13 protein-coding genes are annotated in these 14,003 nt (G+C 55.1%); 8 read left to right on the top strand and 5 right to left on the bottom strand.

The window, feature by feature from the left end; translation table 11 throughout:
* Window positions 1–13: 13 nt before the first annotated feature.
* Window positions 14–787 carry a sulfite exporter TauE/SafE family protein gene (locus tag AC1XYH_RS08710; RefSeq protein WP_483326187.1) on the bottom strand — a complete coding sequence of 258 codons (774 nt, stop codon included), beginning with the start codon at window positions 785–787 and terminating at the stop codon, window positions 14–16.
* A gap of 113 nt (window positions 788–900) precedes the next feature.
* Here AC1XYH_RS08710 and aroC point away from each other — a divergent pair, with 113 nt between their 5' ends.
* From aroC to AC1XYH_RS08690, 4 genes are all read left to right on the top strand, one after another.
* The gene (gene aroC / locus AC1XYH_RS08705) at window positions 901–1,992 is read left to right on the top strand and encodes a chorismate synthase (RefSeq protein WP_483326186.1); all 1,092 of its coding nucleotides are present in this window, start codon (window positions 901–903) and stop codon (window positions 1,990–1,992) included.
* Between the two features lie 38 nt (window positions 1,993–2,030).
* Window positions 2,031–3,161 (top strand): MFS transporter, encoded by a 1,131-nt coding sequence (locus AC1XYH_RS08700; protein ID WP_483326185.1) that lies wholly within the window; start codon window positions 2,031–2,033, stop codon window positions 3,159–3,161.
* 10 nt (window positions 3,162–3,171) lie between these two features.
* Window positions 3,172–3,708 carry a hypothetical protein gene (locus tag AC1XYH_RS08695; RefSeq protein WP_483326184.1) on the top strand — a complete coding sequence of 179 codons (537 nt, stop codon included), beginning with the start codon at window positions 3,172–3,174 and terminating at the stop codon, window positions 3,706–3,708.
* 64 nt (window positions 3,709–3,772) lie between these two features.
* A complete protein-coding gene (locus AC1XYH_RS08690) occupies window positions 3,773–3,964 on the top strand; it encodes a PLDc N-terminal domain-containing protein (RefSeq protein ID WP_483326183.1) in 192 nt (63 codons plus the stop codon).
* A gap of 88 nt (window positions 3,965–4,052) precedes the next feature.
* On the opposite strand, the gene AC1XYH_RS08685 is transcribed toward AC1XYH_RS08690, so the two are convergent.
* Entirely contained in the window at window positions 4,053–4,826 is a 774-nt protein-coding gene (locus AC1XYH_RS08685; RefSeq protein ID WP_483326182.1) for a ferredoxin--NADP reductase, read from the bottom strand.
* 101 nt (window positions 4,827–4,927) lie between these two features.
* Between AC1XYH_RS08685 and AC1XYH_RS08680 the strand changes: the two genes are divergently transcribed.
* On the top strand, window positions 4,928–5,815 hold the full coding sequence (locus tag AC1XYH_RS08680; protein ID WP_483326181.1) for a LysR substrate-binding domain-containing protein: 888 nt from the start codon (window positions 4,928–4,930) through the stop codon (window positions 5,813–5,815).
* 72 nt (window positions 5,816–5,887) lie between these two features.
* Here the strand turns inward: AC1XYH_RS08680 and AC1XYH_RS08675 are convergent, their stop codons facing one another.
* The 3 genes from AC1XYH_RS08675 to AC1XYH_RS08665 all read right to left on the bottom strand — a co-directional run bounded on the left by AC1XYH_RS08675 (window position 5,888) and on the right by AC1XYH_RS08665 (window position 10,959).
* Window positions 5,888–6,427: a glycine zipper 2TM domain-containing protein gene (locus AC1XYH_RS08675; protein ID WP_483326180.1), complete on the bottom strand. Its 540-nt coding sequence runs from the start codon at window positions 6,425–6,427 to the stop codon at window positions 5,888–5,890.
* A 176-nt stretch (window positions 6,428–6,603) separates the two neighbouring features.
* Complete coding sequence (locus tag AC1XYH_RS08670) at window positions 6,604–9,840, bottom strand: EAL domain-containing protein (RefSeq protein ID WP_483326179.1); 3,237 nt, start codon at window positions 9,838–9,840, stop codon at window positions 6,604–6,606.
* Between the two features lie 228 nt (window positions 9,841–10,068).
* Entirely contained in the window at window positions 10,069–10,959 is an 891-nt protein-coding gene (locus AC1XYH_RS08665) for a LysR family transcriptional regulator (protein WP_483326178.1), read from the bottom strand.
* Between the two features lie 152 nt (window positions 10,960–11,111).
* On the opposite strand from AC1XYH_RS08665, the gene leuC reads away from it, so the two are divergent.
* Genes leuC through AC1XYH_RS08650 form a run of 3 tightly spaced genes read left to right on the top strand, consistent with a single transcriptional unit; the run spans window position 11,112 to window position 13,978 of the window.
* Window positions 11,112–12,545 carry a 3-isopropylmalate dehydratase large subunit gene (gene leuC / locus AC1XYH_RS08660; RefSeq protein WP_483326177.1) on the top strand — a complete coding sequence of 478 codons (1,434 nt, stop codon included), beginning with the start codon at window positions 11,112–11,114 and terminating at the stop codon, window positions 12,543–12,545.
* Window positions 12,542–13,189, top strand: coding sequence for a 3-isopropylmalate dehydratase small subunit (gene leuD / locus AC1XYH_RS08655; RefSeq protein WP_483326176.1), 648 nt, complete (start codon window positions 12,542–12,544; stop codon window positions 13,187–13,189). The genes leuC and leuD overlap by 4 nt, the downstream gene beginning before the upstream one ends.
* Window positions 13,190–13,216: 27 nt before the next feature.
* Window positions 13,217–13,978 carry a class I SAM-dependent methyltransferase gene (locus AC1XYH_RS08650; protein WP_483326175.1) on the top strand — a complete coding sequence of 254 codons (762 nt, stop codon included), beginning with the start codon at window positions 13,217–13,219 and terminating at the stop codon, window positions 13,976–13,978.
* The last annotated feature ends 25 nt before the right edge of the window (window positions 13,979–14,003 follow it).

Raw genomic sequence — 14,003 nt, 5'->3', positions numbered from 1 at the left:
TGATTGGCAAAAGTCATGCGTACCAGCTGGTCATTGCCTGCCAGGCCAGACGTATGGCGAGCAGGGTCAGAACTACATTGAATAGCCTGGTGAAATGCCGATCACTGATTCGCGAGAGAATATTAAGGCCTAACCAAGTGCCGGCGGCGCCTGCCAAGATCATGCAGGCGATCAGAGGTAGCCAGTCATGAAAGACAAAGCCTGCGGCACCGAATGCCAATGCTTTAGGCGCATGTTGCAGGGTCATGGCCGCGGCAAAGGTAGCAACCGTTTGCATGCGCTGGCTGCTTTGCTGCTGCTTGATAAATGCGGCCACCAGCGGGCCAGTGGCGCCAACAAACAGGCTGAGAAAACTGGTCAGCGTTGAAGCCAGTAACGTGCCGACTGGGCCGGTGGCGACCTTGGGTATGGCAGGCCCCCAGCAAAGTAACAGGATGAAAAAAGCGATACTGAGCTGAATGCTGGCCAGCGGCAGGTTCACCAGCAAGCGGCTAGCCAGCCAGGCGCCGACAATCACACCAGGCAGAAACCAGGCGATAACCCGTAAATTGATATACCGCCAGGTCATCAGCGCGCGGTTAGCGTTGGAGCCGAGCTGAACCATGCCATGCACCGGGATTATTGCCGCCGTCGGCATGCTTAGAGCCATGATTGCCAATAGCATCACTCCGCCACCGGCACCCAGCGCGGCAGTAATCATTGAGGTGATCGCCGAGCACAGGATCAATACTAGCGCTAATAGCGGAGAAAATTGCTCGGGCAGCAAATGCGCCAAAAAACTCGGCATACTGGAACCTGTCAGGTGAGTAGGCCTAGCCTAGCGGGTTGATTTCAAGCTGTCACGCATACGGGTCGGGCGGTATACTGCGGCACCGCCTTCGCTTATATCAGGTTGAGTTTATGTCTGGAAACACCCTTGGAACGCTGTTTACTGTCACCACCGCTGGCGAGAGTCATGGTCCTGCTTTGGTCGCCATTGTCGATGGTTGCCCGCCTGGCCTAGCGCTGTCGAGCGAGGATCTGCAGCGCGACCTGGATCGCCGCAAGCCGGGTACTAGCAGGCATACCACCCAGCGCCAGGAAGCGGATGAGGTGGAGATTCTGTCCGGCGTGTTTGAAGGTGTGACCACCGGCTGCCCGATTGGTTTGTTGATCCGTAATACCGATCAAAAATCCAAGGACTACTCGGCCATCAAGGACCTGTTCCGACCGGCGCATGCAGATTACACCTATCACCACAAATACGGCGTGCGTGATTACCGCGGCGGCGGACGCTCTTCCGCGCGGGAAACCGCTATGCGCGTTGCCGCAGGTGCGATTGCCAAAAAGTACCTGGCAGCGCAGGGTATTCAGGTACGCGGTTATATGAGTCAGCTGGGCCCCATCGAGATACCGTTCAAAAGTTGGGATGGCGTGAATGACAATGCCTTCTTCAGCGCTGATCCAGACAAGATCGCTGAGCTGGAAGCCTATATGGATCAGCTGCGTCGTGATCAAGACTCCGTGGGCGCCAAGATCACCGTGGTTGCCGAGGGCGTACCGCCGGGTTGGGGCGAACCGATTTTTGATCGTTTGGATGCCGAATTAGCCTATGCGCTCATGGGGATTAACGCGGTAAAAGGCGTGGAAGTGGGCGCTGGCTTTGCATCCGTCGCGCAACGCGGTACCGAGCACCGTGACGAGATGACTCCCGCAGGTTTTGTCAGCAATCACGCAGGCGGTGTGTTGGGCGGTATCTCTTCCGGCCAACCGATTGTTGCCAGTTTGGCGCTAAAGCCTACCTCCAGCATTACCACTCCTGGCCGCTCTATTGATGTGCACGGTAATGCGGTAGATGTAATAACCAAGGGCCGCCATGATCCTTGTGTCGGCATTCGCGCCACGCCCATCGCCGAGGCCATGATGGCGTTGGTGTTGATGGATCACCTGCTGCGTCATCGCGCGCAAAATGCAGATGTGAAAGTCGATACGCCGGTGCTGGGCCAGCTTTGAGCTTAGCGGGCGAAAGGGCAGAGGCAACGAATACGCCTTTGCCCTACTGGCGCCTATCTGGCTTCTACTTCAGTTACTTTGCTCTGCTTGGCGGGGTAGCACCCTTTCTCGCGTTGTATTTTGAATCACTGGGTTTTTCCGCTGCGCGTATTGGTGAGTTAGTCGCCATCCCCATGTTGATGCGCTGCCTGGCACCCAATCTATGGGGCTGGCTGGGCGACGCCACGGGTCAGCGTTTGCTGATCGTGCGGTTCGGCGCTCTCTGCACTGCGCTTAGTTTTGCCGCCATTTTCTATCGTCAGGACTACTGGTGGCTGGCAGGCGTCATGGCACTGCACAGTTTCTTTTGGCATGCAATCTTGCCGCAATTTGAGGCTATTACCCTGGCGCATTTGCGTGAGCAGGCCTCGCGGTACAGTCAGGTGCGGCTATGGGGTTCAGTCGGTTTTATCGCGACTGTGGTGCTGCTTGGCGAGGTGCTGGAAAGGTTCGGCATGATGGCTTATCCGCGTGTGCTGCTGGTGGTTATGTGCGCCATCGTCTGTTGCAGTCTGATTATCCCACCGCCACCGCGCATCACCATTCAACGTACGCCGGGCGATGGCGTCTGGCAGCAGTTGCGGCGTCCCGGCGTAATGGCTTTTTTCCTTTGCGTTGCCCTGATGCAGCTGTCGCACGGCCCTTACTACACCTTTCTGACTATTCACCTGGAAGACTTGGGCTACAGCCGCGGCTTTATCGGCTTACTTTGGGCGTTAGGCGTGCTAGCGGAGATAGTGCTGTTTTTACTGATGCGTCCGCTACTGGCGCGTTGCAGTCTGAAAACATTGCTAGTGGTCAGTTTTGCGCTGGCGTCGTTGCGCTGGGTGTTGCTGGGTAGCCTTGCGGACTCGTTACTGACCTTGCTATTTGCCCAGTGCTTGCACGCAGCGACCTTTGGCGCATTTCATGTGTCGGCCATCCATTTTGTGCAGCACAACTTCAGCGCGCGTCTGCAAGGGCAGGGGCAAGCCTTATATGCGACCTTGGCAGGCGTTGGAGGCGCTTTGGGTGCACTCTACTCTGGCTATGTATGGGATAGCCTTGGCGCAGCCTGGACCTTTGGCATAGCCGCGCTCGCGGCATTGGCCGGGGCAATCATCCTAGCGTTGCGTTTGCAGCGAGACTAAGGAGCAAAATATGAGCATTCTGGCTATGTATGAAGGCGGGCAATGGCATTGTCCTGCGCGGGTTCTGACCCATCTGGATGACATTACGACAGTGCTGGCTGAGCGAGGCGTTGAGCTGATGAAGCTTGCGCGCCCACTGTCTGAAGACTCTGCTGAACTGATGAGCCAGTGTGCGGCCTTAATCGCAGCCAAGGGCATGCCAGAGCCGCAGTTTGCCAAGTGGGATGAGCGCAAGGGTGAGCCTGGCTATGCGCAAGTGCCAACTCAGCTCAAAGCCGAAGAGGTGAAAGCCTCTGCCGGAAAGTGGCTGGCGCTCTGCATTGGCCAAGCCAGGCTTTGTATGGGTGGCAAGGATGATCTTAGCGCCTTGGTACTGGCTTTTCATGGCGGCGACCTGTTGTGGATTCCGGCAGGCATGCAGTGGGCGCTGTCAGCGGCGCCCAGCAGTCGCTGTCAGTGGTTGAGTATGGCGTGCGATGAACTCTCGCTGAACGACTCTCATATTGAACAGTCGAACTTGAGTGAGCTGCAGCTACTGGATATTTGATTGGGTAGCTAAGCTGTGGAGCTCGACTTATAGTGAAAACACCAAAAAGCATCAGGAGAGTGCGATGAATTTTAATACCGGTGGGGGAGTTTTGGGATTGTTGATTCTGATCGCAGATATCTGGGCGATCATCAACATCCTGCAAAGTGGTGCAAGCATGGGCAGTAAGCTACTGTGGATACTGCTGGTTGTGCTGTTGCCTGTACTGGGTCTGATTATCTGGTTCTTCGCAGGACCGCGTGGCGGCAGGGCTTAGTTAGCGATAGGCCAATATCAGTAGTACGGAAATAGAGAAGGCCCGATGCGTTAGACGCACCGGGCCTTTTTCATTGGCGCCGCTTCAATTACTTTTCGACGAAGGCGCGCTCAATGACATAGTGGCCTTGGTCACCATGGCGAGCCTCTTTGAAGCCCTCTGCATCGAGGATTTCACAGAAGTCTTTTAACATGCTTGGGCTTCCGCAAAGCATGAATCTATCTTGTTCCAGGTCAAACTTGGGCAGACCAATGTCTTCAAACAACTTGCCATTGGTCATCAAGTCGGTGAGACGGCCCTCATTGCGGAACGGCTCGCGCGTTACAGTGGGATAATAAATCAGCTTGTCACGCACCATATCACCCAGGTACTCGTGGTTAGGCAGGATGTCGGTGATCAAGTCCTGATAAGCCAACTCTTCCACGTGACGGCAACCGTGAGTCAGGATGACCTTGTCGTACTGCTCGTAGGTTTCCGGGTCTTGAATGATGCTGATGAACGGTGCCAGGCCGGTGCCGGTGCTCAACAGGTACAGGTTGCGCCCCGGCAGTAAGTGATCAAGCACCAAGGTACCTGTGGGCTTACGGCTAATCATGATCTGCGAGCCAGGCTGGATATTCTGTAGGCGAGAGGTCAATGGGCCATCCGGCACTTTGATGCTGAAGAACTCGAGGGTTTCTTCGTGGTTTGGACTGGCAATACTGTAAGCACGCATAAGCGGGCGACCTTCAACTTCCAGACCAATCATAATGAAATGACCGTTCTTGAAGCGGAAACCTGGATCGCGGGTGGTCTTGAAGCTGAACAGGTTGTCTGTCCAATGATGAACGCTGAGTACATTCTCGGTGTTGAAGCCTGCCATGTCGCCTCCCGGCACTAATGAGTTCTTGGCGTGAAGTCTACAGGCCGTTAACCTATCGGATAAGTGACTTATTGTTATTACTGTATTCGGGAAAACCGATTATGAAGTATACCCTGCGACAACTTGAAGTGTTTCTGGCAACGGCCTTTTACGAAAACCTTACCCGCGCGGCGGGCAGTTTGGCGATGTCTCAGTCTGCTGCGAGCAGCGCACTGAAAGATCTGGAGAGTCAGTTCGATGTGCAATTGTTTGATCGCGTCGGTAAGCGTCTGCAGCTTAACGGGCTGGGGCACAGCATCCGGCCGCGTGCGCAGGCTTTGTTAGAGCAGGCCAAGGGATTGGAGAGTGCGTTGGCGCGGCATCAAGATATAGGTAACCTTAAGGTGGGAGCCACCTTGAGTATCGGTAACTATTTGGCTGTTGAGATTATGGCGCGCTATATGGGCGAGCAGGATGGCGCGCGAGTGGAGCTGGAAGTTGCCAATACCGAAAGCATTGTGCGCAAGGTGGTTAATTTCGAACTCGATATTGGTTTGATTGAGGGAGAGACGAGGCACCCGGAACTGGATTTGTTGCATTGGCGCGACGACGAGCTGATGGTGTTTTGCGCACCGGACCATCCTTGGGCCGGGCGGCCTTGGCTAAGTGACGAAGAGTTACTGCAAGCGCAGTGGATAGTCCGTGAACAAGGCTCGGGAACGCGTCAGCACTTTGAATGGGCGATGCAGGGCCTGTTGCCGGGGCTGCAGATCAAGTTGGAGTTACAGCATACTGAAGCGATCAAGCGCGCGGTGGAGGCTGGTCTGGGTATCGGCTGCCTGTCGGAGATCACCTTGGTCGACGCGTTTAAGCGCGGCAGCCTGGTGCCATTGCCAGTACCGCAGCGGAACTTTCATCGCCGCTTCTACTTTGCCCTGCATCGGCAGAAGTTTCGTAGTGCCGGAATAGAGCGCTGGCTGGAGTTGTGCAAAAGCAGTTTGGAGGAGTGACCCCGGTAAGCTGCGATTAATAAAAAAGGGCATTCGCCGCAGCGGATGCCCTTTTTTCATTTGCGATATAGATTACTGGTTGCTGCCCAGCACCAATTCGCCGTCCTTAAGTGGGATGCTTCCACCTGGATCATGATCCATGCGCACTGAACCGGTCTTCTCGCCAATCTGGTACTCCACCTGATAACCCACCACTTCATCGTGCTTGTCGTAGGCGGTATCACAGCGACGTTCGGTAGTGGTGTAAGTATCGCCAGCTTGCATTCTTTCCTGCGTTTTGTTGCCAGCATAACCACCCGCTGCAGCACCCGCTACGGTGGCAATTTTCTTGCCGTTGCCGCCGCCAACTTGGTTGCCTAGCACGCCGCCGATTACTGCACCCGCTACGGAGCCAAGTACCTGATGTTGGTCTTGTACCGGTTTTTGTCGGGTTACTGCGACGTCGTTACAGACTTCACGTGGGGTACTTTTGGTTTCCTTGATCTCGCGTACATCAAGAACCTCAGCCTGGTTAGGTGTTTTGTCAGCAAAAGCGGTATAGCCCGCGATGGCACCACCTGCGGTAGCTACGGCTGCGCCAATCAGAACACCGGTCAACATAGACTTGTTCATGATGAATACTCCCTGGTCTATGACTTGTCTTCCACGACACATGCCGTGGTCCATACAGGGGTAGACACGTAAAGGATCAACTGGTTCCGTCTGCAGCCCTCGGGTGGTGGGTGTTTGGAGAAAACGTGACCTGGTTTGCGCTATGAGTGTGGATTTGAATATTGGCCATCAAGGTTTTAGCTCTGCTGTCGAGAGACCAGCAGTAGCCGAAATGCTTGTTCATCTACCGGTGGGCTGAACAGGTAGCCTTGGTATTGATCACACCCCAGCTCGTGCAGGAAATTTAGCTGCTCTATGGTTTCAACGCCTTCGGCTATCAATTCGAGATGCAAGTTGGAGGCGATAGCAATGATGGCGCGGATGATCTCAGCATCATTGGAGTTGTTGGTGCAGTCGCGGACGAAAGACTGATCGATTTTGAGCAGATCTACCGGTAGCTGCTTGAGATAGCTGAGTGAGGAATAGCCTGTACCAAAGTCGTCTATCGCAAAATGTACGCCGTGCTGGCGCAGAATATTCATCTTGTCGATGGTGTCTTCCACGTTCTGGATGACTATACCCTCGGTGATTTCGAGTTTGATGCACTGGGCCGGAATGCTGTAGGTGGTTATGGCATGTAAGACGTCGTCGACAAAGCTGTTTTGGTGAAACTGGCGCGGGCTTATATTGATGCTCAGGCTGAAGCTGTTGGCGTCAATAGCGCCATCGAGTAGCAGGCGCGAAAGGAAGCTGCATGCATCGAGCAGTACCCACTTTCCAGCCGGCAATATGAGGCCGCTTTCTTCCAGTACATCGATGAAGCCAGCGGGTCCTATGAGGCCCTTGTGGGGATGCTGCCAGCGCAATAATGCCTCCGCGCCCTCTATTGCCTGGGTGCGGTGATTGATCTGGGGCTGGTAATGCAGCACGAACTGCTTCTTCAATAGTGCGCGTCGCAATTCGGACTCTATGGCGAGCCGCTCGCTTGCGGCCACCTGCATGGACTGCTCAAAGAAGGCAATGCCATTGCGGCCGTGCGCTTTAACCCGGTACAGCGCAATATCTGCGCGTTTGAGCAGGTCATCGGGAGTGTTGCCGTGGTCGGGCAGTAGGGCGATGCCGATGCTGGTACTCAGCTGCAGTGCATGACCTTCTACTTGCATGGGCGCAGATACCGCCTCAAGCAGTTTTCGGGCGCTGTGTTCTACCTCTTTTTCCAGCTGTTTTCCGCTGGACTGGAGACCGCTGAGTAGCACCACAAACTCATCTCCACCAAGCCGCGCAACCGTATCTTCCTTGCGCACCAGTGCCAGTAGTCTTGAGGTGACTTCCTGCAATACAGCATCACCGCAAGAATGCCCGAGCGAGTCGTTAATGTGCTTGAAATGGTCCAGATCGAAGAACAACAAAGCACCCCGTAGGCCGTGGCGTTTATACAGCGCACTCAACTGGTTGAGGCGATCACTCAGCAGCAGTCGGTTGGGCAGGTCGGTAAGGGCGTCGTGGTAAGCAAGATGCTTGACTCGGGCTTCAATTTGCTTTTGCTCGGTGATGTCTCTTGAGGTCAGCAGAATGCATTCCAGACCATCAATATTCAGTGGTTGAATGGATACTGCGACCAATATCTGTGTGCCAAATCGAGTATTGACCGTCATTTCGTGGTGATGCACGCGGCCATGGCGGTCTAGCTCATCTATTAGCTTTTGTCGGTCGGCATAGTTGGCCCAGATGTTTAGCTCCAAGGATGTTTTGCCGTTCACTTCCTGCGCGCTGTAACCCGTCAGACGGGTAAATCCGTCGTTGACCTCCAAGTGTTTGCCGGTGCTCTTTTCGGTAATGCTGATGGCATCTGGGCTGCCTTTAAATGCACGGGCAAATTTGTCCTCGGAGGCACGTAATGCAGCCTCAGCCTGTTTTCGAGCGGTAATGTCGCGGAAACTAAAAAGCACGCAAGGTTGGCGGTTAATGCTCAAGTTAGAGGTGGATACTTCGCAGATCAACAACCTGCCTTGATAGGTGGAAAACGTTTCGATCAGACCGTTCAGTACGCGTTTTCCGCGTATCGCTTCTTCGAGCGGAGCATGCATTTCGGTGTTGCTCCACACGCCAACTTCGGTGGCGGTATGCCCAACAACGCTCTGCGGCGAGTGGCCGAAGGTGTTGGTGAAACTCAGATTAACCTCAACAATACGCTGGCTCTGGCTGTGGATCAGGCAATATGGATCGGGTGCACCTTGGAACAGCGCTGCGAACTTGGCCTCGCTATCGATCAGTGCCTTTTCATTTTTGCGCTGCTCAGTGATGTTGAGCAATGTGCCAACCAGCCGCATTGGCTTGCCCGTTGGATCGCGATGCAGCGTGGCCGTCGCTTCGAGCCAGCGTTCTTTGTTGTCGCTGTTGAGCACTCGATAAGTCAGCTTGTGGTGCTCTCCTTGGCTGCGGCAGATGGCGATAAAGGCACGCCGCAGACTGCGCAGGTCTGCGGGCAGTATGTGTTGTGTGAAATGACGAATACTGTTTTCTAACGCCTGCTCGGCCAGCCCGTTGAGCTGAGCGCTGCGGGGCGAGCTATGCAGCACGCCACTGTTAATTTGCCAGTCCCAAATACCCATCTCGCTGGCATCTAGCGCCCGGTTTAAGCGTTCCTGGCTTTCGGTTAATGCGCTCTCGCTCAGTTTTTGAGCGGTAACGTTGCGGGCGGTCACGACCAGGCAGGTGCGCCCGGCTAGTTGGATGGTTTCAGCGTGGACCAGCACATCGTAAATGGCGTTGCTATCTCCGAGCCGGACCTGGATCTGTTCGTCGTTAAGGCGGCCGCGCACTTTGAGTTCTGCCATCAGCCGAGCAGCCGTTTCGCTATCGAGTATCTTCAGGTCGCTTAATTTCTGATTAACGCATTGGCTATTGCTGAGACCGCTGATGCGCTCGAAACAGCTATTCACTTCCAGCACGCAGCCATTGCTGATATCAATCAGTAGCAGTGCTTCGCCTGTGGCGTTAAAGATTTTTAGGTGGCGTTCATCAATACCTGCTGTGGCAGGGGCAGAGGGCTGCTCGGGTTGCAGGGTAATCAATAAACAGGGTGAGCCCTGGTTGATGAGATCGACATTCAAGCTGCAGGTTTGCGTGCTGCCATTGCGGCTGCATATCTCATAGCGCAGGTCCCGCAATGTTTGCTGGGGCTCCAGTCTGCGCAGCAGCTGCTCCCAGCGCTCGCTGCCACACCACAACGGAAAGTGACTGGAGAGCTGCCCGACGATGCGATCTGCCTGCCAGCCAAACTGGTTTGAAAATGCTTGATTGACTTGAACAACCCGCTGACTACGGGCATCAATTAGCATGCCAGCGGCGGGCATGGTCAGAAATAGGGTGCCGAATGCAGTGCCCGCATTGGCCATTGAATCGGTCGGAAAGGCACCGGTAGTGCTTGGCATAGTTTCTCCGCGGGCTTTACTAGTCCTTTAGATCAAGACTGCTCGCATGGTCTGGCGTCTGCCTATCCATGCAAACGTTCCTGGCCTCTTTACTGCAGTGGCCTAGGTGCGCACTTTGCCCACGTCCTGCGATCTATGCATGACGACAACTGGCTTTTTATACGGTAGTCAAAGCGCCCCGTTAGCTTTCAAGATAGTCGCTGCATCAACGCGCAACAAGGTAGGAGGTCAGGCTTTTTTATTATTTATGTTGCCGGCTCGTTGCAGTAACTGGATGAGCGCTAGCGCTGCATTGGAGCGAGTGCGCCCGCTGTGCCAGATACAACCCAGGTCTCGTTGCATGTTGATGCCGGGGATTGCGAGTGCCTTAACCTGATCGTCCAGCATGCTGCGCGGCAACACGCTCCAGGCCAGCCCGATGGAAACCATCATCTTGATGGTTTCCATATAGTTAGTGCTCATGCTGATGTGCGGCGTAATCTGGTGCTGCTCAAACAGGGCGCTGACAATTTTGTGGGTGAAGGTGTTGGCGCCGGGAAATACGGCGGGGTAGGCAGCTAGCTGGGCAAGATCGACATGGCTTGAATGCGCTAGCGGGTGCTCGGGGGCAATCACCAGGTCCAGCGGATCGTGCCAGATCAGTTCAGACACCACCGGAGGTTCAACTTCAGGTGCCAGAGTAATGACCGCTAATTCGATTTCGCCGTGTAGAACTTTTTCGTAGGCCACCTCAGAGTCGAGGAACTGGATATCCAGCGCTACATCCGGATAGGCGCGCGTGAACTCGCGTAACACGGAAGGCAGGCGATGCAGGCCGATATGATGACTGGTTGCCATGCTTAGGCGGCCTTGTACGTTGTCGGATAGATTGCTCAACGCACGGCGCGTATCATTGAGTAATCCCAATACCTCCTGCGCCCTGGGTTTAAGCGCACGCCCGGCCTCGGTCAACGCCACTTTGCGGCCAATCCGATCAAACAGGCGCGTATTTAGTTGCTGTTCGAGCATGGCAATGCGCTTGCTGATCGCCGGTTGCGTTAAATGCAGCTGTTCAGCCGCGCGGGAAAACGAACCGGTGGTTGCTACGGCAAGAAAGGCTGCGAGGTTTGCGGTATCCACTTCGTATTCCTTTTGGTTATCTATTTAATAAATAATATTCCTTTGTTTTATCTTTGGCTAAATTTTATCCTTTGCTGGTCATAGAATCGCTGCGGTCCGGTTATCTCCGGCCTTATTTGACAGCGGTCATAGTCTGATTTCAGGAGTTCCGAATGTCTGCGAAAACGCTTTACGACAAGCTGTGGGACAACCATCTCGTAAAACAGCGCGATGATGGTTCAGCATTGATCTACATAGATCGCCAGTTGCTGCACGAAGTGACCTCACCGCAGGCATTTGAAGGTCTGCGTCTGGCCGGTCGTAAGCCGTGGCGGATTGACGCCAACCTGGCAACGCCGGATCACAACGTGCCCACGACCAATCGTGCTGCCGGCGTTTCCGGTATTGATGATGCGGTGTCCAAGCTGCAAGTGGTTACGCTCGACGACAACTGCAATGAGTTTGGTATTGTCGAATTCCAGATGACCGATCGCCGCCAAGGGATCGTTCACGTGGTTGGGCCGGAGCAGGGCGCAACGCTGCCGGGCATGACTATCGTCTGTGGCGATTCGCATACGGCTACCCACGGCGCTTTCGCTGCACTGGCGCACGGTATCGGTACGTCTGAAGTTGAGCACGTCTTGGCTACCCAGTGCCTGGTCGCCAAGAAGATGAAGAATATGCTGGTCAATGTTGAAGGCAAGCTCGGCTTCGGTGTGACCGCTAAAGACGTTGTACTAGCGGTCATCGGCAAGATCGGCACCGCAGGCGGTAACGAGCACGCCATCGAGTTCGCCGGTTCAGCCATTCGTGATCTTTCGGTTGAAGGCCGTATGACCATCTGCAACATGGCTATTGAAGCCGGCGCTCGGGTGGGTCTGGTTGCTTGCGACCAGAAGACCATTGATTACGTCAAGGGTCGCCCTTACTCGCCCAAAAGTGCTGATTGGGATGCGGCGGTCAGCACGTGGCAGGATTTGGTGTCTGACGCTAACGCGCATTTTGACACCGTGGTTGAACTCGACGCTGCCGCGATCAAGCCACAGGTATCCTGGGGCACGTCGCCGGAAATGGTTGTGGCCGTTGATGCCTTGGTTCCTGATCCTCAGCAGGAAGTCGACGCGGTCAAACGCAGCGGCTATCAGCGCGCGTTGCAGTACATGGGCCTGGAAGCCAATCAGCCGATTACTTCTATCAAGCTGGATCGCGTGTTCATTGGCTCCTGTACTAACTCGCGCATTGAAGACTTGCGCGCGGCCGCAGTGGTTGCCAAGGGTCGCAGTGTATCGCCAAGTATCAAACAGGCGATGGTGGTGCCGGGCTCGGGGCTGGTGAAAGAACAAGCAGAACAGGAAGGTCTGGATGTGATCTTCAAAGAAGCGGGCTTTGAGTGGCGTGACCCCGGTTGCTCCATGTGCTTGGCGATGAATCCCGACAAGCTGCTGTCAGGCGAGCATTGCGCCTCCACCTCAAACCGTAACTTTGAAGGGCGCCAGGGTAACGGCGGGCGGACCCATTTGGTCAGCCCGGCGATGGCCGCCGCTGCCGCTATTGCCGGCCATTTTGTTGATGTACGCGAGATGATGAATCAGGAGGTGAGCGCATGAAGGCCTTTACACAACACACCGGCTTGGTCGCGCCGTTGGATCGCGCCAACGTGGATACCGATCAGATCATTCCCAAGCAATTTCTCAAGTCGATTAAGCGCACTGGTTTTGGTCAGAACCTGTTTGACGAATGGCGTTATCTCGATGAGGGGCTGCCCGGCGTGGATTGTGCTGAGCGCCCGTTGAACACCGATTTTGTGCTGAATCAGCCGCGTTACCAAGGCGCAAGTGTGCTGCTGGCGCGCAAGAATTTTGGCTGCGGTTCAAGTCGAGAGCACGCACCTTGGGCGCTTGAAGAGTACGGTTTCCGTACCATTCTGGCGCCAAGCTATGCCGATATTTTCTATAACAACAGCTTTAAGAACGGGTTGTTACCCCTTGTTTTGGCTGAAGATGATATTGATGAGTTGTTCGCTCAGGCTGAAGCGGAAGAGGGCTATCAGTTGACTGTCGATCTGCAAGCTCAGCTCGTTACTCGCCCGGACGGCAAGACTTACAGCTTCGAGGTAGATGCCTTCCGCAAGCATTGCCTGTTGAACGGTTTGGATGACATCGGCCTGACGCTGGAAGATTCCGATTCGATCAAGGCGTTCGAGCAGAAGCACCAACAGAGTCAACCCTGGTTGTTTGGTGCCATTCAGTAAAAATCTGGATTGCACGGGAGAAAAGTCATGGCGACAGAGCACAACGCAGTAGTGGAGCGGCAGTTCGGCGAGCAGGCTAATGCTTACCTCACGAGTGCGGTACATAGCAGCGGCGAAGAGTTTGCAGCGCTAGATGAGGCTGTAGCCGGACAGCCGCACGCTAAGGCGCTGGATCTTGGCTGCGGCGCTGGCCACGTCAGCTTTCGTATCGCCGCGCAGCTTGCTGAGGTGGTCGCCTATGATTTGTCGCAGTCGATGCTCGCTACGGTGCAATCTGCAGCAGCCGACCGTGGACTGAGCAATATCCGCGTTCAGCAGGGCGTTGCCGAGTATCTGCCGTTCGACGACGCCAGCTTTGATTTTGTCTTCAGCCGCTACTCAGCGCATCACTGGCAGGACTTGGGTCGTGCGTTGCGCGAGGTATATCGGGTGTTGAAGCCGGGTGGCAAAGTAGTTTTTGTCGATGTGATGTCCCCTGGCGTGCCGCAGCTGGATACCTACTTGCAGGCGGCGGAATTACTGCGCGACACCAGTCATGTGCGTGATTACTCCGCGGCCGAGTGGCTGCAGGAGATGAGTCAGGCCGGACTGCAGGTCGAACGTCAGCGGCGGCAGCGCCTACGTCTGGAGTTCGCCTCCTGGGTGGAGCGCATGCGTACCCCAGCGCCGCTGCAACAAGCCATCCGTATGCTGCAGCAGGCGATGGGTGACGAAGTACGACATTATTTTGAAATTACGGCCGACGGTTCCTTCAGTACAGATGTCATCGTGCTCTGGGCCGGTCGCTGAACCAATATCAGCAGCGCCTCAAGGG

It is taken from the genome of Pseudomonas sp. GW-45, assembly GCF_056896675.1.
The sequence above is the reverse complement of the archived record's forward strand: the minus strand, read 5'-3'. Positions and strand labels throughout refer to the sequence as shown.